This is a genomic window from Meiothermus sp. (assembly GCF_025056915.1).
In the GTDB taxonomy this organism is placed as follows: Bacteria; Deinococcota; Deinococci; order Deinococcales; family Thermaceae; genus Meiothermus.
Window position 1 is genome coordinate 1 of the sequence record NZ_JANWVH010000048.1, and the last position, 23,880, is coordinate 23,880.

25 protein-coding genes are annotated in these 23,880 nt (G+C 63.8%); 22 read left to right on the forward strand and 3 right to left on the reverse strand.

Going from position 1 to position 23,880, the window contains the following annotated elements:
* The 17 genes from NZN28_RS08915 to NZN28_RS08995 form a co-directional block, all read left to right on the forward strand.
* The coding region (locus NZN28_RS08915) for an ATP-binding protein (RefSeq protein ID WP_295397388.1) at positions 1 to 700 on the forward strand (700 nt) is incomplete at its 5' end.
* A gap of 137 nt (positions 701 to 837) precedes the next feature.
* Complete coding sequence (aat, locus tag NZN28_RS08920) at positions 838 to 1,446, forward strand: leucyl/phenylalanyl-tRNA--protein transferase (RefSeq protein WP_295397390.1); 609 nt, start codon at positions 838 to 840, stop codon at positions 1,444 to 1,446.
* Between the two features lie 51 nt (positions 1,447 to 1,497).
* Complete coding sequence (locus tag NZN28_RS08925) at positions 1,498 to 2,367, forward strand: DUF1028 domain-containing protein (RefSeq protein WP_295397392.1); 870 nt, start codon at positions 1,498 to 1,500, stop codon at positions 2,365 to 2,367.
* Complete coding sequence (locus tag NZN28_RS08930) at positions 2,364 to 2,771, forward strand: NUDIX hydrolase (RefSeq protein ID WP_295397394.1); 408 nt, start codon at positions 2,364 to 2,366, stop codon at positions 2,769 to 2,771. Before NZN28_RS08925 ends, NZN28_RS08930 begins: the two co-directional genes overlap by 4 nt.
* A gap of 8 nt (positions 2,772 to 2,779) precedes the next feature.
* Positions 2,780 to 3,478, forward strand: a complete 699-nt coding sequence (locus NZN28_RS08935) for a gamma carbonic anhydrase family protein (protein ID WP_295397396.1) — start codon at positions 2,780 to 2,782, stop codon at positions 3,476 to 3,478.
* 62 nt (positions 3,479 to 3,540) lie between these two features.
* Positions 3,541 to 3,885, forward strand: a complete 345-nt coding sequence (locus NZN28_RS08940) for a DUF2946 family protein (RefSeq protein ID WP_295397398.1) — start codon at positions 3,541 to 3,543, stop codon at positions 3,883 to 3,885.
* Positions 3,886 to 3,968: 83 nt separating this feature from the next.
* Positions 3,969 to 4,406 carry a copper resistance CopC family protein gene (locus NZN28_RS08945; protein ID WP_295397400.1) on the forward strand — a complete coding sequence of 146 codons (438 nt, stop codon included), beginning with the start codon at positions 3,969 to 3,971 and terminating at the stop codon, positions 4,404 to 4,406.
* A gap of 53 nt (positions 4,407 to 4,459) precedes the next feature.
* Complete coding sequence (locus NZN28_RS08950) at positions 4,460 to 5,647, forward strand: CopD family protein (protein ID WP_295397402.1); 1,188 nt, start codon at positions 4,460 to 4,462, stop codon at positions 5,645 to 5,647.
* A gap of 59 nt (positions 5,648 to 5,706) precedes the next feature.
* Positions 5,707 to 6,447 carry an MbnP family protein gene (locus NZN28_RS08955; protein ID WP_295397404.1) on the forward strand — a complete coding sequence of 247 codons (741 nt, stop codon included), beginning with the start codon at positions 5,707 to 5,709 and terminating at the stop codon, positions 6,445 to 6,447.
* A 48-nt stretch (positions 6,448 to 6,495) separates the two neighbouring features.
* On the forward strand, positions 6,496 to 7,527 hold the full coding sequence (locus NZN28_RS08960; protein WP_295397406.1) for a cytochrome c peroxidase: 1,032 nt from the start codon (positions 6,496 to 6,498) through the stop codon (positions 7,525 to 7,527).
* A 14-nt stretch (positions 7,528 to 7,541) separates the two neighbouring features.
* Positions 7,542 to 7,964, forward strand: a complete 423-nt coding sequence (locus NZN28_RS08965; RefSeq protein WP_295397408.1) for a hypothetical protein — start codon at positions 7,542 to 7,544, stop codon at positions 7,962 to 7,964.
* A 477-nt stretch (positions 7,965 to 8,441) separates the two neighbouring features.
* Entirely contained in the window at positions 8,442 to 9,923 is a 1,482-nt protein-coding gene (locus NZN28_RS08970) for an insulinase family protein (protein ID WP_295397410.1), read from the forward strand.
* Positions 9,920 to 11,326, forward strand: a complete 1,407-nt coding sequence (locus NZN28_RS08975; RefSeq protein WP_295397411.1) for a pitrilysin family protein — start codon at positions 9,920 to 9,922, stop codon at positions 11,324 to 11,326. The genes NZN28_RS08970 and NZN28_RS08975 overlap by 4 nt, the downstream gene beginning before the upstream one ends.
* A gap of 231 nt (positions 11,327 to 11,557) precedes the next feature.
* Entirely contained in the window at positions 11,558 to 12,331 is a 774-nt protein-coding gene (locus NZN28_RS08980; protein ID WP_295397412.1) for an ABC transporter ATP-binding protein, read from the forward strand.
* Positions 12,328 to 13,119 (forward strand): metal ABC transporter permease, encoded by a 792-nt coding sequence (locus NZN28_RS08985; protein ID WP_295397414.1) that lies wholly within the window; start codon positions 12,328 to 12,330, stop codon positions 13,117 to 13,119. Before NZN28_RS08980 ends, NZN28_RS08985 begins: the two co-directional genes overlap by 4 nt.
* A gap of 62 nt (positions 13,120 to 13,181) precedes the next feature.
* Positions 13,182 to 13,646: an Rrf2 family transcriptional regulator gene (locus NZN28_RS08990; RefSeq protein WP_295397416.1), complete on the forward strand. Its 465-nt coding sequence runs from the start codon at positions 13,182 to 13,184 to the stop codon at positions 13,644 to 13,646.
* 108 nt (positions 13,647 to 13,754) lie between these two features.
* On the forward strand, positions 13,755 to 14,912 hold the full coding sequence (locus NZN28_RS08995) for a cysteine desulfurase family protein (RefSeq protein ID WP_295397432.1): 1,158 nt from the start codon (positions 13,755 to 13,757) through the stop codon (positions 14,910 to 14,912).
* A gap of 260 nt (positions 14,913 to 15,172) precedes the next feature.
* On the opposite strand, the gene NZN28_RS09000 is transcribed toward NZN28_RS08995, so the two are convergent.
* Positions 15,173 to 16,858: a long-chain fatty acid--CoA ligase gene (locus NZN28_RS09000; RefSeq protein ID WP_295397418.1), complete on the reverse strand. Its 1,686-nt coding sequence runs from the start codon at positions 16,856 to 16,858 to the stop codon at positions 15,173 to 15,175.
* 632 nt (positions 16,859 to 17,490) lie between these two features.
* Between NZN28_RS09000 and NZN28_RS09005 the strand changes: the two genes are divergently transcribed.
* Together NZN28_RS09005 and NZN28_RS09010 are read left to right on the forward strand one after the other, a co-directional pair.
* Complete coding sequence (locus tag NZN28_RS09005; RefSeq protein ID WP_295397420.1) at positions 17,491 to 18,660, forward strand: M20 family metallopeptidase; 1,170 nt, start codon at positions 17,491 to 17,493, stop codon at positions 18,658 to 18,660.
* Between the two features lie 81 nt (positions 18,661 to 18,741).
* A complete protein-coding gene (locus NZN28_RS09010) occupies positions 18,742 to 19,176 on the forward strand; it encodes a DUF4864 domain-containing protein (protein ID WP_295397422.1) in 435 nt (144 codons plus the stop codon).
* 255 nt (positions 19,177 to 19,431) lie between these two features.
* On the opposite strand, the gene NZN28_RS09015 is transcribed toward NZN28_RS09010, so the two are convergent.
* Positions 19,432 to 20,151: a DUF58 domain-containing protein gene (locus NZN28_RS09015; protein WP_295397423.1), complete on the reverse strand. Its 720-nt coding sequence runs from the start codon at positions 20,149 to 20,151 to the stop codon at positions 19,432 to 19,434.
* Between the two features lie 315 nt (positions 20,152 to 20,466).
* Here NZN28_RS09015 and rplJ point away from each other — a divergent pair, with 315 nt between their 5' ends.
* The 3 genes from rplJ to NZN28_RS09030 all read left to right on the forward strand — a co-directional run bounded on the left by rplJ (position 20,467) and on the right by NZN28_RS09030 (position 22,507).
* The gene (gene rplJ, locus NZN28_RS09020; protein ID WP_295397425.1) at positions 20,467 to 20,991 is read left to right on the forward strand and encodes a 50S ribosomal protein L10; all 525 of its coding nucleotides are present in this window, start codon (positions 20,467 to 20,469) and stop codon (positions 20,989 to 20,991) included.
* Between the two features lie 18 nt (positions 20,992 to 21,009).
* A complete protein-coding gene (gene rplL / locus NZN28_RS09025) occupies positions 21,010 to 21,390 on the forward strand; it encodes a 50S ribosomal protein L7/L12 (protein ID WP_295397427.1) in 381 nt (126 codons plus the stop codon).
* A gap of 430 nt (positions 21,391 to 21,820) precedes the next feature.
* Positions 21,821 to 22,507: a hypothetical protein gene (locus NZN28_RS09030; RefSeq protein WP_295397429.1), complete on the forward strand. Its 687-nt coding sequence runs from the start codon at positions 21,821 to 21,823 to the stop codon at positions 22,505 to 22,507.
* Positions 22,508 to 22,510: 3 nt separating this feature from the next.
* Here NZN28_RS09030 and tsaD read toward each other — a convergent pair whose 3' ends face one another.
* Positions 22,511 to 23,491, reverse strand: coding sequence for a tRNA (adenosine(37)-N6)-threonylcarbamoyltransferase complex transferase subunit TsaD (gene tsaD, locus NZN28_RS09035; RefSeq protein WP_295397430.1), 981 nt, complete (start codon positions 23,489 to 23,491; stop codon positions 22,511 to 22,513).
* Between the last annotated feature and the right edge of the window lie 389 nt (positions 23,492 to 23,880).

Here is a 23,880-nt window from a genome sequence, read left to right on the forward strand (position 1 = left end):
GGGCCCGGAGTCCGCCGAAGAGGACGAAAAGCCCAAGGGCGACCCCCGCTGGACGGCGCGGCAGGCCAGGGGCACCCTCGAGGCCTTCGTACGCCGCCTGCGGGCCGCCATTGGCAACGTGGAGCACCTGATTCGGGGCGATAAACCCGGCAACCGCCCCAACCCCCTGGGCAGCCCGGCCCAGGTCAGCGTGGTGGACATTCACCAGCTATCGGCCCAGGGGCAGATGTTTGTGGTGGGTTCGATTCTGCGCGAGGTGTTTGGCCGCAAAGAACGGGGCGACTATGCGGGCCGGGTGTTTGTGGTTCTGGACGAGCTCAACAAATACGCCCCCCGCGACGGCGAAAGCCCCATCAAGGACATCCTGCTCGACATTGCCGAGCGTGGGCGCAGCCTGGGGGTGATCCTGATAGGGGCCCAGCAGACCGCCTCCGAGGTGGAGAGCCGCATTGTGGGCAATGCCGCCATCCGGGTGGTGGGTCGGCTCGATGCCGCCGAGGCCGAACGCCCGGAGTACCGCTACCTGCCGGCTTCCTTCCGCCAGCGGGCGGTCATCTTGCCGCAGGGCACCATGATCGTGCACCAGCCCGAGGTGCCGGTGCCGCTGGCCCTTACTTTTCCGCTGCCGGCCTGGGCCATGAAAAAAGACGAGGTCAAAGAGGAATTTCCGCCTTCCAAAATCGCCAAGCTGCTAGACTAGGTGGAGGCCGAAGGCCCTTGAAAGATTGAGTGTCCTGGCACGGCTTGCCCGAGATGGGGTGCGTATAATCGCAGCGTCACGGGGCCTAAGCGGGCCCTGCGAGCCGAAGACCCCAGCCCTGGCCCTGACCTTCCACAGTGGATCAGAAAAACTTAAAGGCGGTTCTTGAGATGTACGCCCAGGGTTATTTTCCCCTGGGGTTGGAGGGGGGTATCGGCTGGTTCGACCAGCGGGCCTACGGCACCCCCTTCCGGGCTGTGATGCCCCTGGACGAGCGTTTTCACATTCCGCGCAGCCTGCGCCGGGTGCTCAACGCGGGTCGCTTCGAGGTGCGCATCAACACCGATTTTATGGGGGTGCTCGAGGGGTGTGCCACCCGAGGCTGGTCGTACCGAAGCGAGACCTGGCTGACCCCCGAAGTGGCCCAGCTTTACCTGAGCCTATATTGGTACGGCTTTGCCCATAGCTTCGAGACCTGGCAGGGAAACTCGCTGGCCGGTGGCATTCTGGGGGTGGCGCTGGGGGCGGCCTTTATCGGCGACAGCATGTTTTACCGCGTACCCGACGCCTCCAAGGTGGCACTGGTGCGGCTGGTGGAGCACCTGCGGGCTCGAGGCTTTGAACTATTTGACGTGCAGGTGCAAAACCCTCACCTGGCCCGCTTTGGCGCGGTGGAAGTTGACCCGCTCGAGTTCCAGCAAAAACTGCTCCAGGCCGTCGCCAAGCCCGTCCGGTTTGTGGACTGATGGGGCCCGGCTAAAGCCCTGCTGCACTGGTTAGGACGTAGGATAAGAGCCATGAATGTAAGCCTTCCCGTCCACACCTTTTCGCTGGTGGCCCGCGACCCAAAGACCGGCGACCTGGGCATTGCCGTTGCCAGCAAGTTCCTGGCCGTGGGTTTTGTGGTGCCCTGGGCCAAAGCCGGGGTGGGTGCGGTGGCCACGCAGTCCTATGTCAACCCCCGCTTTGGCCCCACCGGGCTGGCCCTGATGGAAGCGGGGGCCGGCCCCGAAGATATTCTGGCGGTGTTTGCCCGTACCGACCCCGACCTGGCCAAGCGGCAGTTTGGCTACGTGCTGGCCAGTGGCGAGAGCCTGAGCTACACCGGGCCCGAATGCCACGGCTGGGCGGGTGGGCGGTGGGGGCCGGGCTATGCCGCCCAGGGCAACCTGCTGGCGGGCCCCGAGGTGGTGGAGGCGCTCGAGCGCACTTTCCTGAGCCGAACCGACCTGGCTTTCCCCGAGCGGCTCCTGGAGGCTTTGTTGCAGGCCGACCGGGCCGGGGGCGATCGACGCGGGCGACAGTCGGCGGCGCTGTTGGTGGTGGGCGAGGGCAAGGGCTACGGCGGGATGGAGCGCTGGATTGACCTGCGGGTGGACGACCACCCCGACCCGGTGGTGGAGCTGAAGCGCCTCCTGGGCATCCATCGGCTGCTCTTTGGCGCGGGCGAACCGGCCCGCCCCCTGAACCCCGACGAAATCCTCTGGATTCAGACCCTCCTCAAGCAACAGGGCCATTACAGCGGGGCCATCAGCGGTGTGTGGGACGAGGCCACCGAGCGAGCCTTTGCCACGCTCATCGGCATGGAAAACCTGGAAGAACGCTACCAGGGAGGCCCGGCCCTGGATGAGGTCGCGCTGCGCTACCTGAAGGAGAAGTTCGCATGAAGACGCCGGTAAAAGGGGCAGGGGGGGTGCTTTTCAACCCCGAGGGAAAGGTTTTGCTGATCCGCGACCGGCAGGGTTACTGGTGTTTTCCCAAAGGGCATCTGGATGAAGGGGAAAGCCTCGAGCAAGCAGCACTGCGCGAGGTCGAAGAGGAAACCGGCATCAAGGGCAGGCTCCGCCGGGCGCTCTCGGTGACCCGCTACCACAACAACAAAGGCATCGCCCGCGAAATCCACTGGTTCATGATGGAAGGACAGGGCCCCATTCGCCTGGAAAAAGGGCTCAATGGGGCTGGCTTTTTTGAGCTGGATGAGGCCCGGCGGCTGCTGGCTTTTCCAGAGGATGTGCGATTGCTGGAAGAAGCCTCGAGGCATATTCAAGCACCCCGTTTCGGCATAGACTGAGGGCGCGTATGGCGGTTTATCGGCTCGACGAACATGTACCCCAAATTCACCCCACCGCCTTCATTGCGCCGAGTGCGCTGATTGTCGGACAGGCCGAGATTGGCGAAAACGCCTCGGTCTGGTTCGGCGCGGTGGTGCGCTCGGACACCGAGAAAGTGGTGATTGGCCCAGGGAGCAACGTGCAGGACGGCGCGATTCTGCACGCCGACCCCGGCGACCCCTGCATTCTGGGAAAAAACGTGACCGTGGGGCACCGCGCGGTGGTGCATGGGGCATTCGTGGACGATGGTGCGCTGATCGGCATTGGTGCGGTGGTGCTGAACCAGGCCCGGGTGGGCAAAGGGGCCATGGTGGGGGCCGGCGCGGTGGTACCGCCGGGCATGGAAATTCCGGCGGGTATGCTGGCCATCGGCATCCCGGCCAAGGTGCGGGGCCCGGTCGAACCCACCCAGAATGCCGAACGCTACGTGGAACTCTCCCGCCATTACCTGGCCCACCTGGCCCCCATTGCCCCCATCGGACGCTACCAGGTCACCCTGCGCGGGCAGGATGCCCTGAACCCGTTTAGCGATTTGCACCTGCAGCTCAAGCGGGGCGAGCCGGAGGCGCTCCTGGCCCTGAAGGCCATTGTGGAAGGGCGGGCTGGCGATGCCAGGCCCGAGGTGCTGCACGAGCTGGTGCGCGAGGGTCTGATTCGGCCAATCTGACCGCCCTGTTCTTTAGAAACGTCCGCTTCGGTCACCGCGTTGGAGTACAGTGTGCTTGGGTGATGGTGCGCGGCGCTGGGTCTGGAACCGTCTCCCACAGCCTGGTGATGGGGTTGGTGGGGGTGGTCTTGTTGACTTCGCTGCTGTTTGGCCTGCGTGGGCTGGTGATGTTCCCCGCAGAGCCGGTTCAGGTAGAGCACCACCCACCGGCGCATGGCGATACCGGCAAGACCCATCACCAGGGGCACTGCCCCCTGTGCTTTTTGCAGATGCTCTTACCCCATCTGGCCCCTGAGCCAGCCCCAGGGTTTGCTTTGACCTTTGCCCTCCGACTGTGGCTAGGGGAGTGCTTGGCCAGGGATGAGTTCCTGAAGGGAGTGGCGGCTCGAGGGCCCCCGCAAAGCTAGCCAAGCAACCTATATCGGTCTCGAGCCTTTCTTGCTAGGCGTCTGGCTGTGCCCAACGCTTAGATTTCCCTTCAGGAGACGCAGTGAAAAAAGTGTTTTTTGCCGGTCTGGTGCTGCTCGGCATGGCCCTGGCCCACGCCGAATACCGAAGCTCCACCCCGGCCTCGGGCGCGACCCTCAAGGCCGCCCCCAAAACGGTGGTCATCCACTTCAGTGAGGCCGTGGAGGTGCGGCTCTCCACCTTCAAGGTCTATCCGCTCCAGGCGCCGCCCGAGGCCTGGGGCAGTTCCACCCGGCTCCGCTGGCTGGCGCAGCCCCTGGTGCGGCAGGTGCTCTCGCTGCGGGGCGATGCGTCTCGCCGTGTAGATGCGGGTGTGACCACTACCGCTCGTACCAGTAAAACCGTCACCCTGTCCCTCAAGCCGGGGCTTCAGCCGGGGGCCTATGTGGTGATGTGGAAGAACCTGGGGGTAGACGGCCACACCGAGACCGATTTCTTCGTATTCGTCTACAAGCCCTGAGCTTTGGGGGAAGCAACCTCCGGTCGGGTTGTATGCCGGTTTGCAATGAGCCCGTGCCCTTTAGCCTGACGTTAGGCCCAACCGCAGCCATGCCCCACGAACACGACCAGACCCAGTCCGTTCTGCGGGCCGCCCTTTACATTGGGGTTTTCCTGTTGCTGGGCTCGGGGGTGTTCGCCCGCTATGTGGGGCCCGAGGCCGCCAGGGCCCAGCGCTGGCGGCTTTGGTACTTGCTGTCGGGGGGCTTCCTGCTGGCCCTGGGGGCTACGCTGTACGGGGTGTACCACGTGACCTGGATGCTGGGCGATACCTCGCTTATGGGCAGCTACCTGCTCGAGACCCGCCAGGGCAACCTCTTGCTGGTGCGCCTTGGCTTGCTAACGGCCTTGCTGGGGCTTTCGCTGGGCTGGTTCTGGCTGGATCGGTGGGTGTATCCGCCCCTGGCGCTGGGCCTTTTGCTCACCCTAACCTTCACCTCCCACGCCGGGGCCGAAGGGGGTCTGCAACCCTGGGCCGACCTGCTGCACCTGGGTTTGGGGGCGGTCTGGGCGGGCTGTGTGCTGGCCCTGGCGGTGGTCTGGCCGGGCACGCGCCTCGAGGCGGTGCTGCGGGCCATCCGCCGCCTGTCGCCGCTGGGCCTGGTCTCGGTGGTTGGGCTGACCCTGCTTGGCGTGTACCTGTCCTGGGAGCGGCTGGGTGCGCTGTCGAACCTGTGGAGCACGCCCTACGGCCAGAGTCTATTGCTCAAGCTGGGACTGGTGGCCCTGGTGGTGGGGGTGGCTGCCCTGAACCGCCTCTGGCTGCTGCCGCGTTTACAGGCCAAGCAGGTCAGAGGGTTGGGCACGGTCAGCCTCGAGGCCGCCCTGCTGGTGGGGGTGCTGGCGGTGAGCGGTCTCCTGGCCACCACCGAACCCCCTCCACCGCCGAATCAGACTGCACCCCGCTTGGTGAACATCTCCGAAACCGTGGGGAACCAGCGTTATGTAGGCCAGTTGTTCAGCCAGGCGGGCCTCATTCACCTGTATCTCGACCTGCGCGATGCCGAGGGCAATCTGCTCGAGGGGGGCCCTACCCTGACTGTACGGGCTGGGCGCGGCACCGAGATTCGCGAAGAAGCGGCCCGGCCTTTCTACAAGTCGCAGTATCATGTGGCCCTGGTCGCCGAAAACCAGGGCGTTTGGGCGGTGGAGGTGGAACTGCCGGAAAAAACCCTCCGGTTCACCCTGGATGTGCGACGTTGAGGTGCGATTCACACGAAACTAGAGTCAGTTTTGCTAACCTCGAGAGAGGAGTCGTGCGTATGAAAGGTTGGCTTTCCCTGGTACCACTGTTCCTGGCAGGCGCGCTGGCGGCGCCGGTGGAACTCAAAATTAACCTGCGGATTGGCGAACAACCGCTCCGCTTCGGCCAGACCTACCAGACCCCCCAGGGCCAGCGCTACCAGATTGAAATGCTCAAGTTCTACCTCTCGGAGGTGGCTTTGGTGCGCCCGGACGGCAGCGAGGTGCCAGCCAAGGGCCTGGTGCTGGCCGATTTCAGGCCGGGCGGCCCCACCCAGGGGGTGAGCGTGATGAAGATGGACGTCCCGGCGGGGCAGTACCGGGGCCTACGCTTCAACGTGGGTGTGCCGCGCGAACTCAACCACCTCGACGCGGGCACCCAGCAGATGCCGCTGGGGGTGAACTCCGGCATGTACTGGGCCTGGAACCCCGGCTACATCTTCTATCGCCTCGAGGGCCTGGCGCTTTTGCCGGAGGGCAACCAGAAGTGGGTCATCCACATGGGCACCGATGCCTTCCGCATTCCGGTGCGCCTGCAAGACCTCCAGACCCGGCGGGTGCAGATCAACATCCCACCCTCCGGCGGCGTCATCACCCTCAACCTCGATGTGTCCAAGGCCTTCCAGCCGGGGCCGGGCGGGGCTTTTGTGGACTGGCGGCAGCGGCCCATGCGCCAGTTGCACGGCCTTAGCCCCGAGACCAGCCTGCTGATGTCGGTGGTGTACTACCACATGCAGTCGGCTTTTTCGCTGGCGCAATAATCGGCAGGGGGAATCAAGGTGCAACGCGGGCGATGGAGATGGGCGGGCTTGCTCCTTCTTGGGGCAGGACTCCTGGCCTTGTTTTTCTGGCCCCGTCCCAAGCCAGTAACGGCCCCTCCCGAACCTCCGCCCGCTGCCCATCAGGCCAGCCCCCGCATTCTTTTTGCCCAGCGAACGGTGCCGGTGCCCGACGACAACCCCCAGACCCCCGCCAAGGTGGCGCTGGGGCGGCAGCTCTTTTTCGACCCCCGGCTTTCCAGGGATGGCAAGGTGGCCTGTGCGAGCTGCCACCAGCCCCGGTTTGCTTTTAGCGATGGCGGAAAGCCAGTTAGCACCGGCATCTATGGCCGCAAGGGCCAGCGCAATGCGCCCTCCCTGACCAATGTGGCCTTCCGGCGGCACCTCTTCTGGGAGGGACGCTCGCCCCGGCTCGAGCTTCAGGCAGTGGGCCCCCTCACGGCCCACGACGAGATGGGCATGGAGCCCGACGAGCTATCCGAGCGGCTCAAAGCCATTCCAGAGTATGCAAAAGCCTTCCAGGAGGTTTTTGGCGAGGCCCCGTCGCTCCGCTCGGTAACCTATGCCATTGCCGCCTTCGAGCGCACTCTGCTCTCCTACAACAGCCCCTTCGACCGCTACCAGGCTGGCGACGACAAGGCCATGTCCGAGGCCGCCCTGCGGGGCATGGAGCTTTTCTTCAGCGAGAAGGGTGACTGCTTCCACTGCCACGTCGGCCCCGACTTCACCGACGACGAGCCCCGCAACACTGCGCTCTACACCGTGTACAAGGACATCGGGCTGGCCCGCGCGACCGGCAAAGACGAAGACGTGGGCAAGTTCAAAACCCCCACCCTGCGCAACGTGGCCCTCACCGCCCCCTACATGCACGATGGCTCCATCCAAACCCTGCGCGAGGCCGTGCAGCACTACAACCAGGGCGGGCAGCCCAACCTCAATGCCGACGCCCTCATCCGGCCCCTGGGCCTGACCGATGCGGAAGTGGACGACCTGGTTGCCTTTTTGCAATCCCTCACCGACGAAAGCTTCACGACCAACCCAGCCTTTTTGCCCCCACGATAGGAGACCCCCTGCCGATGAAGCGATGGATTTTCTGGTGTTGGACTGCGGTGGCCTGGATGAGCCTGGCCCTGGCCCACCCTTTCGAGGGCAATGGCGGCTATGTGCAGGGGGAGATAGACTTTGAACCCAACGATGCGACCCCTGTTGCAGGCCGGGCTACGGTGGCCTGGATTGAGTACATCCGGGTTGGCGGCCTGCCCATCAACCCCCAGGACTGCTTCTGCACGCTGCTCTTTTACCAGGGCCGGGTGAGCGCGACCGCCCAGCCCGATGCCCAGGTGCGTATGCAGCTCAACCCCCGCAGTGGGCGGATGGAGGGCGTGGTGAGGTTCCCCAAACCCGGCCCTTACTTCTTGATAATGCTGGGCCGGCCCATGCCCGGCAAGCAAGTACCGCCTTTCATCATGCAAGCCATCATTCAGGTATTGCCCCGGTAAGGTGTGGGGGTGCCAATGCACTGTTTTGGTGTTCCTGACATCCGGTCACTGGTCTCAGGTCGCAAGTCGCAGGCGGCAGACCCGCGTGAGGGTGCAGCCGGCGCCCCAAACCATTGTTGGGTAAGGGCCTCTACGCTATGTTGGCTACAGCAAGATGTCCGGCGTTCACCTGGGCATTGGCTGGCCGCTTGATGATGGGCCTGGAGGTCTGACGGGTGGTGCAGCTTGAACCAGCTTTGCTTAGAGCGTTCTTCACATATTCAGAGCCATTCGACTATAAGAAAGCTATGTCCCGGAGAGAACAGTGGCCTCCTGGATAGGCGGTCACGTCTGTGAAGGGCGCGATAGCCAGCTGCCCGAACCCCTCTGTGCCTATTACCTCGAGGCACCACGATTCAGACTGTGGATTTTCCTTCAGTCTGGCCTGGCTATTTGGGGCGTAATGGAGTCGTGCGATAAAGGGGACAGGAGGTTCAGGTGAGACTGAAGGTTTTGTGGTTGGTTTTGCTGCTTCTGTTACCGGGGGCGCTGGCCCAGCAGCTCCGCGAGCAGATTCGCAAGTACACCCTGGACAACGGCCTCAGGGTGCTGATGGTGCCCGACAAAACCGCTCCGGTGATTCACTTCAACCTGATGTTTGATGTGGGGGGCGTGGATGAAGCCCCAGGGCTGGGAGGAATCGCCCACATGGTCGAGCATATGGCCTTCAAGGGCACCCCCACCATCGGGAGCCTGGACTGGCCCAGGGAAAAAGCCGCCCTCGAGGCCATTGACAAAGCCCGGGCCGAGCTCGACCGGGCCCTTGCCAACCGCGCTTCACAAGAGGAAATTCAGCGCCTGACCGCGGCTTTCAACCAGGCCCGCGAGGAGGCCAAGAAACTGGCCCTGCCCAACGCCATTGACCAGCTTTTTACCAACAACGGCGAACAGGGCCTGAACGCCTCCACCGGCTACGACCGCACCGACTACCGGGTCTCGCTGCCCTCCAACCGGCTCGAGCTCTACCTGCGGGTTTACGCCGACGTGATGCTGAATGCGGTCTTCCGCAGCTTCTACGAAGAGGCCGATGTGGTGCTGGAGGAGCGCCGCCAGCGCAGCGAGAACGACCCCAACGGGGCTTTGAGCGAGGTTTTTTTACGCACCGCATTCCAGGTGCATCCCTACGGGCGGCCCCTGATTGGCAGCCGCGAGGAAATTCAGGGCTACCGGGTTGACCGGGCCCTGGAGTTCTGGAGAACCCACTACCACCCCAACCGGGCGGTGCTGGTGCTGGTCGGCGATGTCGAACCGGAGCGCGACATCCAGCTGGTGCGGCGCTACATGGGCGTGATTCCCAGAGGGCCGGCCCGTCCCAACTTGAACATACCCGCCGAGCCGCCCCAGACCGCCGAACGTCGCACGACCCTCGAGTACAACGCCCAGCCCAGCCTGCTGATTGGCTTTCACAAGCCCACCTACCCGAGCCGCGAGGCCTACGTGATGGACATGATTGACTCCATCCTGACCGAAGGGCGCACCAGCCGGCTGTTCCGCCGCCTGGTCATTCAGGAGCAGGCCGCCTTGAATGTGAGCGCTAGCTCGGCCTCGCCGGGCTTCCGCTTTCCCAACCTGTTCACCATCTCGGCCCAGCCCAGGGCTCCCCGCACCACTGCAGACCTAGAGCGCCTCATCTACGAGGAACTGGAGCGCCTCAAGAACGAGCCTGTGAGCGCCCAGGAGCTGCAAAAGGTGCGCAACCAGACCCGTGCGGCCTACCTGCGGGTGCTTCAGGGCGGGCCCGGCCTGGCCCAGACCCTGGCCTTCTATGAGCTCTTCTTCGGCGGCTATCAGCGCATCTTCGAGGAAGAAGCCATCTACAACACCATCACCGCCGAGGAGATTCAGCAAGCCGCCCGCAAATACTTCACCCCCCAAAACCGCACCGTGGCGACCCTGGTGACTCGAGGAGGTAGCCGATGAGAGCCTTGTGGATGATTGCGCTCGCCCTGCTGGCCTCGCTGGCCCTGGGCCAGGGGGGCGTGCCCGCCGACTGGCCCGACCCCTTCAAGCTCCAGTTCCAGCGTTTGCAGCCCGCCGCCATCCAGCCCACCCGGGCCCAGCTTTCCAACGGCGTGACGGTGCTGCTGATTGAAGACCGCAGCCTGCCCTTTGTGACCGGGCGCATCTACCTGCGGGCCGGGGCCATCTACGAGCCCGCCGACAAGGTGGGCCTGAGCGGCATTTTTGCCAGCGTGATGCGCACCGGTGGGGCGGGCAACCGCACCCCCGACCAGATTGACGAAATCCTGGAGACCCTGGCCGCTTCGGTGAGCGTCAGCACCGATAACCTCTTTACCTCGGTGGCCTTCAACACCCTGACCGAAAACCTGGACCAGGTGCTGGAAATCTGGGCCGACGTGCTCATTCGCCCCCGCTTTGCCCAGGAGCGGCTCGACCTGGAAAAGGGCCGGGCGCTGGAGGCCATCCGCCGCCGCAACGACCAGCCCACCCAGATTGCCGTGCGCGAGTTTGTGCGGCGCATCAACGAAGGCCACCCCGCCGGCAACGTGAGCAGCGCGGCCTCCATTCAGTCCATCACCCAGGCCGACCTGCAGGCCTTCCACCAGCGCTTCTTCAAGCCCAACGTGGCGGTGCTGGCGATTACCGGCGACTTTAGCACCCAGGAGATGCTGGCCCGCCTCGAGCGCGTGCTGGGCGGCTGGGCGCGGGGCGAGGTCAGCCTGCCCAGTTTTGCCCCCCCCAGCCCCAAGCCCGGCATCTACTTCGTGCAGAAGGAAACCAACCAGAGCGTCATCTACATGGGCAACCCCACCGTGACCGCCTACGCACCGGGCTACAGCGAGCTAGACCTGCTGAGCCGGGTGCTGGGCGACGGCTTCAACAGCCGGTTGTTTGTGGAGGTGCGAACCAAGCGGGGCCTGGCCTATGCGACCGGGGGCGCGCAGTCGCAGGGCTTCGGCTGGCCGGGCTTTTTCTACGGGGCCTCCATCTCGCGGGTCGAGAAAACCGCCGAGGTGATTGAGCTGATGCTGGCCCAGTTCCGCGACCTGCGCGAGCGCCCGGTCTCGCAGGAGGAGCTGGAGCTTTTCCGCAACAACATCCTGAACGCCGAGGTGTTCCGCTTCACCTCCCGGCAGGCTGTGGCCGAGCGCATCGCCCGCACCCAGATGCTGGGCCTGCCGCCCGACTACTACGAGCAGTACGTGCGCCAGATTCAGGCCGCCACCCCCGCCGATTTGCAGCGGGTGATGCAGCAGTTCGTGCGCCCGGAGCAGTTTGTAATCGTGGTGGTGGGCGACCGGCGCCAGTTCGACAAACCGCTCTCGAGCCTGGGCAACGTGATTGAGGTGCCGCTCGAGTGAGCTGAACGCTGCGTGGAGTCCTGGGGCCGGAAGGGGGCCAGACGCCGAGAGCCTCAAAGCAGCCCTCCAGGAAAATCCGGAGGTCTGGCTCTTCCGGATACTTCCGCCTTTGCGGCGTGGGGCGCAATGGAGGCCAACACCAGGATAGGCCACCGGCACCAGCGCTCCGGGGTTGCCCGGCAGGGCATACCCTCTGTCCAATCAACTATTGATAGCGTATTATCACAAAGTATGGCCGCTGTGGCGGTGGAGCTGCAACAGTATTCGGTGCGTTACGGTGAGTTTCAGGCCCTGCGCGAGGTTAACCTGAGCGTGCCGGAGGGGGCCTTTGTGGCCATCGTGGGGCCCAACGGGGCCGGCAAAAGCACCCTCCTGAAGGCTTTGCTGGGCCTGGAGCGGGGTTCGTTGCGCGATGGGCCGACCCAGGTTTCGGGTACGGTGCGGGTGATGGGCCTGCCGCCTCGGCAGGTGCCCCCCGGCTGGCTGGGGTATGTGCCGCAGGTCAAGGGTTTTGACCGGAGCTTCCCCGCGCTGGCGCTGGAGGTGGTGGTCTCGGGGTTGCGGCGCCGCTGGCCCTTTCTGATTACGGCTCCGGAGCGAAAAAAGGCCGAAGAAATGCTGGATAGGGTGGGGGCGCTGGCCCTGGCCAACCGCCGGTTGGGCCGGCTCTCGGGTGGGGAGCTCCAGCGGGTTTACCTGGCCCGCAGCCTGATTCGGGAGCCCCGGCTGCTTTTGCTGGACGAGCCCGCTACGGGCGTGGATGTGGTGGGGGAGGCCGACCTGTACCGGCACCTCGAGGCCTACCAGGCCGAGCGGGGGGCCACCATCCTGATGATTACCCACGACTGGGAAGCCGCCCAGCACCACGCCTCGGCGGTGCTGGTGTTGAACCGGCGGGTGGTGGGCTATGGCCCTCCCAACGAGGTGCTGTGCCACGAGTGCCTGAGCCAGGCCTTTGGGCACGTGGGCCATGGGCACCACCTGGTGCTGGGGGGCAGTGCATGATGGAGGCCCTGCAACTCCCCTTCATGCAGCGGGCCTTGCTGGCGGGCTTGCTGGTGGGGGGGCTGGCCAGCTACCTGGGGGTGATGGTGGTGCAGCGCCGCCTCTCGTTCCTGGGCGACGGGCTGGCCCACGCGGCCTTTGCGGGGGTGGCCCTGGGGCTGCTTTTGCATGAAGAGCCGCTCTGGGTGGCCATTCCCTTTGCGGTGGGGGTGGCGCTGGCCATCACCTGGGTGCGCGAACGCAGCCACCTGGGCGACGACACCGCCATCGGCATCTTTTTTGCGGTCTCGGTGGCTTTGGGGGTGCTCTTCATGTCGCTGCGCCAGGGTTTCGCCCCCGATGCGGTGGCCTACCTGTTTGGCTCCATCCTGACCGTGACCCAGACCGATTTGTGGGTGATGGGCCTTATTGCCCTGGGCGTTGCTCTTCTGGCGCCCCTCTGGAGCCACTGGGCCTATGCCACCTTCGACCGCGAGCTGGCCCTGGCCGACCGACAACCCGTGCTCTTCTACGACTATTTGCTGGCCGCCTTGATGGCCCTGGTGGTGGTGGTCTCGGTCAAGGTGGTGGGCATTGTCCTGATAGCAGCTTTTATCGTGATTCCCGCCGCTACGGCCCGCTTGCTCAGCCGGACTTTTTCAGCCATGACGGTGATGTCGGTTGGGATTGGTATTTTCTCGGTCGTTCCGGGGCTGACGGCTTCCTATGTGCTGGATGTGCCGGCTGGGAGCACAATCGTACTGGTACAGGCGCTCTTCTTTGCGCTGGCCCTGGTCTTGCGCCGGTAGGCCCACCCTAAAGGTGTAAATACCACTTTTTCTTACGGGATTTAGGAGTTTATACTCTGGGTATGTGGGTTTCAACCAAAGCCCAGTACGGCCTCAGGGCCCTGGTGGAGATTGGCCTGCGCCAGCCGGAGGCGGTTCCGCTCAAGGATGTGGCCGATGTGCAGGGCATTAGCCAGCACTACCTGGAGCAAATCGCGGCCCAGCTGCGGCGCTCGGGCTTCATCCGCAGCGTGCGGGGGGCCAAGGGCGGGTACAAACTGGGCCGTCCGGTGGAACGCATCACTGCACTGGAGGTGGTGGAGGCGCTGGAGGGCAGCCTGGCGCCGGTCACCTGCCTGGAGGATCCCCAGTCTTGCTGGCAGACCGGGAGCTGTTCTACCGAGGCCCTCTGGAAAAGGGTGGACGACGCCATGCGGGGGGTGCTGAAGCAAACCACCCTCAAGGATTTAATTGAGGAGCGCAAGCAAATAGAGGCCCGCAAGCTGGTGCGGCTCGAGCCCGCCCCGCCGGTGGCGTATGGCGGCTAGCGCTGCCGATGTCTCTGGATATCTGTCGTTGCTAGGGATTTCCGTTTTGCGGCGCATCTGGGCGGCTGAAGGGTCATTTGCCCGCAGGCTCTAGTGCTACCGAACTCCATGATTTACCTCGACTACGCCGCCACCACCCCGCTCGACCCCGAGGTGAAAGCCGCGGTGGAGGGGGTTTTATCGGTCTACGGCAACCCCAGCTCGGTGCATGGGGTGGGCCGGCAGGCGCGGCAACTGCTGGAAGAGGGCCGGGAGCGCCTGGCCAAAGCCCTGGGCTGCAAGCCCCGCGAGCTGGTGCTGACCAGTGGGGGCACCGAGTCCGATGCGCTGGCCATTTACGGCGTGGCGCTGGCGCGGGGACGGGGCCACCTGGTGAGCAGCGAACTCGAGCACTCCGCCGTCCTGACCGCGCTCAAGAACCTCGAGCGCCTGGGCTTCCAGGTTACTCTGCTGAAGCCCGATTCCAGGGGCATGATTCACCCCGAGCAAGTCGCCGAGGCCCTGCGTCCCGATACCCTGCTGGTCTCGCTGATGACCGTCAACAACGAGATTGGCAATGTGTATCCCGTCCGGGAGGTGGCCGAGGTCTGCCGTGCGCGGGGGGTGCTCTTCCACACCGACGCGGTACAGGGCTTGGGCACGGTGCCCTGCCGGGTCGAAGACCTGGGGGCCGACCTCATCTCTCTGGCCGCCCACAAGTTTTACGGCCCCAAAGGGGCGGGGGCGCTTTATGTGCGGAAGGGCCTCGAGCTCTTCCCGCTGATGCCCGGCAAGCAGGAGCAGGGCTACCGGGGGGGCACCGAGAACCTGCCGGCGGTGTACGGCATGGGCCTGGCCGCCGAGAAAGCCGTGGCCGTTCTGGCCCAAGAATCGCAAAAACTGCTGGGCCTGCGGGCGCGCCTGGAGGCGGGGCTGCTGGCCCTTCCGGGGGTCGAGCTCAACGGACACCCCACCCTGCGGAGCCCCAAGCACGTCAACGTCACGGTTCTGGAAGCCGACGGCGAGGCGCTCCTGCTCAACCTCGACCTGCTGGGGTTGGCGGTCTCCTCGGGCTCGGCCTGTGCGAGCGGGAGCCTCGAGCCCTCCCACGTTTTGCTGGCCTTGGGGCGCAGCCGGGCCGAGGCCAGGGCCTCGGTGCGCTTTAGTTTAGGGCGCTTCACCACCGAAGACGAAGTGGACCAAGCTGCCGCCCTTTTCGCGGAAGCGGTGGGGCGCTCGAGGCTCTCCTCCGCTTCCCCTCACTCCGCTGCGTCGGCTGGGGCGTAGAGAACCTGCGACAGTGTTGCAGGCGCACAGTCGTGAAGATACTCATACACGCCTACAGATTCCAAAGATAGCCCTCGAGCCCCTCTAGACCGCGTAGGAGGGTCTAGGGCAAGACCCCCAAAATACTGGTTGGGTCAAAGGCCAGGTCAGCGGCCCCACCTGGCTTCCCCTGCGAGGTCGGGAATGCGAGCCCCAGCTCGGATTCGCTCACCGTGCGGGTGGGGTTCTACGGGCTATTGTGCAGCATCGCACCGAGCCGCCTAGCTGCCGACCTTTTGCCGCTCCTTGAGGGCCGCCTCACGCAGCTCCCGCCGCAGCACCTTGCCCACCGCGCTCTTGGGCAGCTCGGTGCGGAACTCGTAGATGCGCGGCACCTTGTACGCGGCCAGATTCTCGCGGCAGTGCTTATCCAGCTCTTCTTTGGTCAGCGACACACCGGGTTTGGGCACCACATAGGCTGCCACCGTCTCACCCCGGTACTCGTCGGGCAGGCCTACCACCGCAGCCTCCGCCACACCGGGATGGGCGAACAGGACTTCCTCCACTTCCCTTGGATAAATGTTGTAGCCCCCGGCGATAATCATGTCCTTCTTGCGGTCCACAATGTAAAAATAGCCGTCCTCGTCCATGCGGGCCATGTCGCCGGTCAGCAACCAGTCAATCTTGATGGCCCGGTTGGTCTCCTCGGGGCGCTGCCAGTAGCCCAGCATCACGTTGGCACCGCGGATGGCCAGCTCGCCCACTTCCCCAATCGGCACTTCGTGCAGGTTTTCGTCCAGCACCTTGGCATCAATGCCGGGCATGGGCAGCCCAATGCTGCCAATTTTGCGTGTTCCGGTCAGGGGGTTGCAGTGGGTACAGGGCGCAGCCTCGGTCAAACCGTAGCCCTCGACCAGCTTGCCACCGGTGAGCTGCTCGAATTTCTTGGCAACCTCCGTAGGCAGGGCCGCCGCCCCGGAGATACACACCTTGACCGTTCCAATCCTGCGCTTCTCGATGCCGGGGAAGTTGATGAAGCCGATGTAGAGGGTGGGCACCCCTGGAAAGTGGGTCACGCCGTGCTTCTCGATGGCCTCGATGCAGGGCTTAACCTCGGGGCGGGGCAGCAGCACAATCTTGTAACCCGCCGCGATGCCATAGTTCATGGCCACCGTCATGCCGTACACGTGAAAAAAGGGAATGGCCCCCAGCATCACCCCTTTGCCTTCCATGCTTTTGACCTCGTCGCCCCCCCAGGCCAGGCTCTGGTAGGTGTTGGCGACCAGGTTTCGGTGCGTGAGCATGGCCCCCTTGGCGACGCCGGTGGTTCCGCCGGTGTACTGCAAGAGCGCAACCTCCTCGGGCTTGGCGGGGTAGGGTGTGGCGATGGGGCTGGCCGCTTTGAGGGTCTTTTTGAAGTCCAGCCGTTTGGGGTGCTGGGGCAGGTTCACCCAGCGCTTTTCTCGGCGGGCTTTGATGGGGAAGAGCAGGTTTTTGGGAAAGGGCAGGTAGTCCTGAATACCGGTGGTGAAGACCCGCTTGACCGGCACTTCCTGCTCGATTTCGGCGTAGCGAGGCCAGAGCAAATCCAGGATGACCAGCGTCTCGGCCCCAGCATCGGAAAGCTGATGCCGGAGTTCGCGGGGGGTGTAGAGGGGGTTCACGTTCACGCACACCCCGCCTGCCGCCAGGGTTCCGTAAAAGGCAATCACAAACTGGGGGCAGTTGGGCAGCATGATGGCCACCCGGTCGCCCGGCTGCACCCCCTGGGCCTGAAGGGCGCCCGCAAACTTGAGCACCGACTCCCACAGGGCGCGGTAGCCCATCACGCTTCCCATGAACTCGAGGGCCACGTGGTCGGGGTATTTCTGGGCAGTGTTGGCCAGCAGTTTCCAGAGGGGCACCTCGGGCACCTCAACATCCGCCGGGACACCTTTGTCGTAATGGTTGAGCCAGGGTCGGGTCATGGATAGCTCCTTCGCAGGCAGTCATGCAAAGTTTGCTCCAAGTCTAGCAAATCATGTACCGAGTTCAAGATGCTATGTGACTTGGTATGGGAATTTGAAGAAGATCAGCGCAAAAAGTCTATCAGGCGAGGGCCTTTCCCGTGTAACCATAAACCGGTCTTGTTTCCGCCGAACTCGAGCCCCTTTGACGGATGCGTAAGGTGGGCGGTCGGAAGCAGGTGGTCGGTCTCCAACCCCTGTGCCCGAATCCCCTGCTTTCTGCTTCAACGTTCTCAGAGTTTGCCGAGAATTCCGGTGAAAACGGTCGGATGCCACTTTAGGTGTACAAGCGATATTCAGGGAAACATAGGATGGGAGTGGGGGAGGGTCTCCAACAACTGCTCCCTAAGCGCGAATCCCTGCTTCGACGCACCGCTTCAATGGTATGCAAAGGGTTCGAGCAAAGTTGGCATTACTCGGTTTGCTTGAAGATTCAATCTCGCTGAGAGTTCAGGACGCATCCAATCAGACCCTCAGGCCCAGGTCTTGATGGGAAGGCCCAGGTTGGCAAGAAATCTCAGGCTGGTGGCGGGGCAGATGTAAACCTGCCGCATGGTTGACGGTTGGCTGCCACAGGTGTTTGATTAGGGTCTATGAACCTTCAAGAGACCATTGCCGAGCTGACCCCAAGCCTTCTCGAGATGCGCCGCGACTTTCACCGCCACCCCGAACTGGGTTTCCAGGAGGTTCGCACCAGCGCCAGACTGGCCGAGTTTTTGGAAGGGTTGGGCCTCGAGGTCACCCGGGGTGTGGCCCAGACCGGCGTGGTGGCTCGACTGAAGGGGGCCAGGCCCGGCAAAACCGTGCTGGTGCGGGCCGATATCGACGCCCTGCCCATCCAGGAAGAGTCCGGCGTACCCTACAGCTCCCAGACCCCCGGTGTCATGCACGCCTGCGGCCACGACGGCCACGCCGCCATTGCGGCCCATGTGGCTGCGGTGCTGGCGCGGTACCGGGATCGGCTCGAGGGTGAGGTGCGCTTTGCCTTTCAGCCAGCCGAAGAAATTGTCTCCGGGGCTCGTCCCATGGTGGAAGCGGGGGTGCTGGAGGGGGTGGATTGCGTGGTGGGGCTGCATCTGTACAGCCTGATGCCAGCGGGAAAGGTGGGGGTTCGGCCCGGCCCCTCGATGGCTGCAGCCGACGCCTTTACCATCCACCTGCGGGGCCGGGGCGCCCATGCGGCCATGCCCCACGAGGGGGTGGATACCGTCCTGATGGCTTCACAGATTGTGGTGGCCCTGCAAAGCCTGGTCAGCCGCGAGACCGACCCGGTGGCGACCGCGGTCATCACCATCGCTACCGTTTCGGCGGGCGAGGGTGCGCACAACATCATCCCCGAAACCGCCGAACTCAAGGGCACCCTACGCACCTTTGATGCGGGTTTGCGGGAGAAGTTGATTCGGCGGATTGGCGAACTCTCAAAGGGCATAGCCCAGGCCATGGGGGGCAGCGCCGAGGTCACCTGGCTGCCCGGCTCACCCGCCGTGGTCAACGACCCCCAGATGGTCGAACGCTTCCGGCAGGTGGCCCGGCAGGTGGTGGGGGAGGAGGCGGTGCTCGAGGTGCCTCCGGTGATGGGGGGCGATGATATGTCGGAGTTTCTGAATCGCCGTCCGGGGGTTTACTTCTGGCTGGGCGCCGGCGACCCCGACCCCCGCAAAAATCGCCCGCACCACCACCCTGCCTTCTGGATTGACGATGAGCGCTCCTTGCCCTTAGGCACCGAGTTGATGACACGAGCTGTGCTCGACTTTTTGCGCTAGAGTCTGCTGCGCTCGCCCTTCGCCCAACTCTTGGTAGGAAATACTACACATGACCACCGCCCGATGGGTACACACTGGGGCATGAAGGGTTTATTTGTCCTGGTGCTGCTGGTATTGTCAGGTGGACAGGCCCAGCGCTTGCAGGATGTGCCCCCGCAAGAGCGCTCAGCTATTCAGGCCGTGATCCTGGCGCAGATGGAAGCTTTCAAAAAAGATGATGCCGTGCGGGCTTTTTCCTTTGCCTCGCCGGGCATTCGCCAGGTTTTCCAGACGCCCGAACGCTTTATCGAGATGGTCAGGACAGGCTACGCCCAGATTTACCGACCCCTCAAGGTCGAGTTTGGGCCGGCCAGTCGCTCGGTTGGGGCCTTGCAACAGGTGCGCCAGGTGGTGAACCTGGTCGGTCTGGACGGTAAGAAGGCGGTTGCGTACTACCTGATGGAGTGCCAGGCGGACGGGAGCTGGAAGATTGGAGGGGTGCAGCTCGAACTCATCACCGACGATCAGACCATCTAGAGCGCTCTTACCATGCTTTGAGCAGTTCGAGTGCAAGAAAGCACTTGCCTGAACAGAACAGTGGCCGCCAGAAAACTCGAAAAACTGCGTCTGGCTTTAGATGCATTCGCGGGCAGCCACGGCTGGGAAGCGTGCGATCTGGAACCCACTGGTGCGGCTCAGCAGACCGGTTTTCATGCCCCCAGCTTCACAGACGGGCCTGCGGTGGGTCTATTCTGAGTTGCTCTGGCTCGAGGCTCCGTCGAAGCCGCCCGTTCACCGCTCCTCCAGAACCCCCTGCCGGAGCAACGCCGGCACAATCGGCTCGCCTACCCGCAACAGGGCATAGCTGCCCAGCCTGCGGGCGGTGGTTTTCAGGCGCAGCAGATGCTTCGCCAGGGTTTCCTGGTAGCCCCTTATTTCCGCTTCCCCTACCTCCAGCCGGCTCCCGACCTCAACATCGTGCAACAGGGCTTCAGCAAAGCCAGGTGCGAGTTCTTCGGCGGCCATGACCTGAACCAGCACCACGCGCCGCAATTTTTGCAACAGGCGCGACCAGTCCAGCTCGTCCAGACCATCGGTCACAAGTACGCTGACGCCTTTGGGTCGGGGAAGGTTCATCAGCACCGATGGCCCCTCGGCTACCTTCTGAGGCTGCCCCCGGTAGCGGCCTCCTCCCCACACAAAAGCCCCTTCGAACCTGGCACACTCCGCCAGCACGCGCAGCACCCGCTCGGCGTAAGCCTCTTTCCCCAACAGCTTCATGCTGGGCGAACCGTCCAGAAAAAAGGTGAAGCGGGCCGGGGCTTCGGTCTGAAAGATGCGGGTGTAGAGTCGGCCCGTGCGTGCGTACGCCCGCCAGTCTATAAAGCGGGGCTCATCGCCCTGAGCGTAGCCGCGCAGCTCGTAGAACTCCAGCCCCCGCCCGGGTATGGCCTGGGTGCGCTCGCCCGCGAAGGGCTGGGTGGGGCGGGTGCGGATGCGGTAGCGGGTCACGGCACGTCCTGCCTTCAGCAACAGTGTAGGCCATGGATGGCCGTCTGGCGGTGGCCTGGTGCGCCTTGCCAAGTTCCCTGGGGTTTTGTATACTTCACCCTTGGTGTCCTTTGTGGGTCAGGTTAGACCCAAGGGCAGCCAAAGACAGCGACGGGCCACAAGCCTTAAAAATGTCGCCGAGGCGCTCGTAGGGAAGCGTTTTTCGCGTGAATCGGTTGGGAAGTCCCTAGTCCCAAATGCAAGCGGGGGTCTGGTTGTGGAGACTGCCAGGCAAGCGTTGTCGGGCCTCACCCCAACCCCCAACCAGGAGGAACTTTGCCTAGCAAGCGCAACATCGAAAACCTCGAGGCGCTCACCGCTACCCTCAGGGGCGCGGAAGGCTCGTTCTTCGTGGTGAACTACCAGGGGCTCGAGGCGGGCCAGACCGGGAAGCTCCGCAAGGCGGTGCGGGAAAAGGGCGGCACCATTATCGTCGCCAAAAATACCCTTATCCGCAAAGCCATGAGCGACCTGGGCCTGCCGGCCATCGAAGGCTTGAGCGGTCCCTCGGCGGTGGTCATTTTCAACGACCCTGCCGGCGCCGCCAAGGCCCTCAAGGAGTTCGCCAAGACGAACGATAAAGGCATTCCCGCCTTCAAGTCGGGGGTGCTCTCGGGACAAGCCCTCACGGGCTCGCAGGTAGAGGCCCTGGCCGATCTGCCCAGTCAGAAGGAACTGCAAGCCGAGCTGGTGGGCGTGCTGTCCGCTCCCATGTCCAACCTGGTGGGGGTGCTGGGGGCAAAGGCGCAGGAATTGGTGGGCATCCTGGATGCCCGGGTTCAAAAGCTGGAGGCCGCTTAGGCCCCATAGGAGGAAAAAATGGCTCTCGATATCGCTGCAATCAAAGCTCAACTTTCTGGCGCAACCGTCCTGGAACTCAAGCAACTCATTGACGAACTGAAGGAAGAGTGGGGTGTGACCGCTGCGGCTCCGGTGGCGGTGGCCATGCCGGGTGCGGCTGCCGGCGCTGCTGCGCCTGCGGCGGAAGAAAAGACCGAGTTTGACGTGGTGCTCAAGGATGCGGGCGCCCAGAAGCTCAACGTCATCAAGGAACTCCGCGCCATCACCGGCCTGGGCCTGAAGGAAGCCAAAGACCTGGCCGAGCAGGGCGGCAACGTCAAGGAAGGCGTTTCCAAAGAGGAAGCTGAGAAGATCAAGAAGCAGCTCGAGGATGCCGGCGCCAAGGTCGAGCTGAAGTAAGACCTCGCCCCACGAACCCCCGGGCTAGAGCCTGGGGGATTTTCTTATCGCGCCCTTCACAGTCGTGCCCGCCTGGATAGGTGGCCACTGTTCTGTCCAAGACAAAGCTTTCTTATAGTCGAATGGCTCTAAATAGGTGAAGAGCGCTCTAAAAGCCCGCACAACCACTTCCGCGCGATGAGCGAATCCGGTCAATCCTCGCCTGGACTCGTTCTGTACCTCCCCAACCGCGTTGGGGAGGCCCGGTGGGTGGTTGGCCTGGCCCTTTGCGCAACCACTTTTTGGGGGTCTTGTCCGATACCCTCCCATACGGTTCGGAGGGGCTCGAGGGCTATCTTTGGAATTGGTGGGCGCTTTACGACTGTGTGGTACTGGCATCTGGACTGCCGGGCCCAACGTTTTGCTGACCGGATTTTTGTACACTTTACGTATGCTTCGAATTCTTCTGGTTCATTGGGTGCTGTGGGGCCCGGCCCTGGCGCAACTGTGCGACCAGCCCTTTTCACCGGCCAGACCCGGCTGGGAGTGGCAGTACCGGGTTGTTGGTGAGCGTTCCAGCACCTACTCCATCCGAAAGACCAACATCACCGATGGGGGCTTTACCCAGGTGCGTCAGACGGCCAGCAGCCGGGAGGAAATGAAGTATCGCTGCACCCTCGAGGGCATTTTTCCGGTAGATTTTGGTGGCAGCGGGAGCAACCGACTCGAGGCCGGAGGGCAGCCGGTCAGCTACGACCTGGACGTGGTCAAAATAACCGGCGTAGCCATTCCCGACTACGATACCTGGGCGGTAGGCAATAGCTGGAAGCTGGTGATGGAGGTGCGGGGCACCGGGCAACAAGGGCCGCTCCGATTCAACATCAGCGGAACCCTCGAGACCACCTACCGGGTCGTGGCCCAGGAGACCGTGACCACCCCTGCGGGCCGTTTTACGGCTTACAAACTCCATACTACCTTTACGACCCGAATACGGGCCAGCGCCGGCCCCATCCAAATCCCCTTCAACTTCGAAAGCCAGGGCACCAGCTGGTACGCCGAAAACGTAGGACTGGTCAAGAGCATCCAGAGAACCCGCGACGGCGAAAACGTGACCGAGCTGGTCGCCCTGCGTAAGTAACGCTCAGGCGGTGCGGTTCAGGGGCAGGTAGGCCGCCGCCGGCAGCTCGAGTTGGTTTTGGGGATGCTGGGCCTGGGTGCGCCAGGCGGCCAGGGCAATCATGGCCCCGTTATCGGTGGCCAGGCCCCTGGGAGGGAAGAGGAGCCTCAAACCCGAGGCCCGTAGGTGGGCCTGAAGGGCGGCATTCTGCGCCACCCCCCCGGTCACCAGCACGGTGGTCAGGCCGGTGCGCTGGGCCGCACGGGTGACCACCTGGCTGATGTGTTCCACTGCAACCTGCTGAAACCTGGCAGCAATGTCGGCGGGCGCGTAGCCTTTTTCGATGGCCCTCGCAACCGCCGTTTTCAGGCCCGAGAAACTGAAGGCAAAGCCCTCCTGACCCTGGAGTGGAACCCCCAGGGGCACGTTGCGGGCATCCCCCTGCCGGGCCAGTTGTTCGATTTGAGGCCCCCCTGGATAGCCCAAACCCAGCAGGCGGGCCGATTTATCGAAAGCCTCGCCTGCGGCATCGTCCAGGGTGGCCCCGAGCAGCTGGTAATTCCCCCAGCTTCGAACCTCGAACAGATGGGTGTGGCCGCCCGAGGCAATCAGGGCCAGAAAGGGAGGGGTGACCTCGGGTTGCTCGGCCAGCGCAGCGTAAATGTGGCCCTCGAGGTGATGCACTGCCACAAAAGGCTTGCCCAGGGCAAAAGCCAGCCCTTTGCCGTAGGTATAGCCCACCAGCAAGGCCCCAATCAGGCCTGGCCCCCTTGTGGCTGCAATCAGATCGAGGGCAGGGGCCTCAATGCCCCCTTCCTCCAGCGCTTGCTGCACCAGCCCATCAATCACCTGGGTATGCTCACGGGAGGCCAGCTCGGGCACCACCCCCCCATAGCGCTGGTGTAACAGGGTCTGCGAGGCCACCAGGTTGACCACCACCGTTCCATCCCGCACCAGGCCCACCCCGGTATCGTCGCAGGAGGTGTCGATGCCCAGAATCCACACACCCCGATTTTCTGTGGTCGAACCTGGCTGGTCAAGCCAGAAGGGTATGTTTCTTGCCCATCGAAGTGCTTTTGGTGCTGTGCCGCCTGAAAGCCCGTTCAACCCCGCCCGCACGCTGAGCGAATAAACCCAGCCTGGACTCGCTCGGTTCCTCCCCGACCTCGTAGGAGAGGCCGGGTGGGGCGGCTGGCCTGGCCCTTCATGCAACCAGCTGCTTGGGGGTCTTGTCCGATACCCTCTTACACGGTCGGGAGGGGCTCGAGGGCTATCACGCTTTGGAGTCTGTGGGCGCGTCTGGGTATCTTTACGACTGTTTATCGCGCCCTTCACAGACTTGGCCGCCNACGAAAACGAGAAGGGACTAGCAGACCTGCCTCACCGGGGTGAGG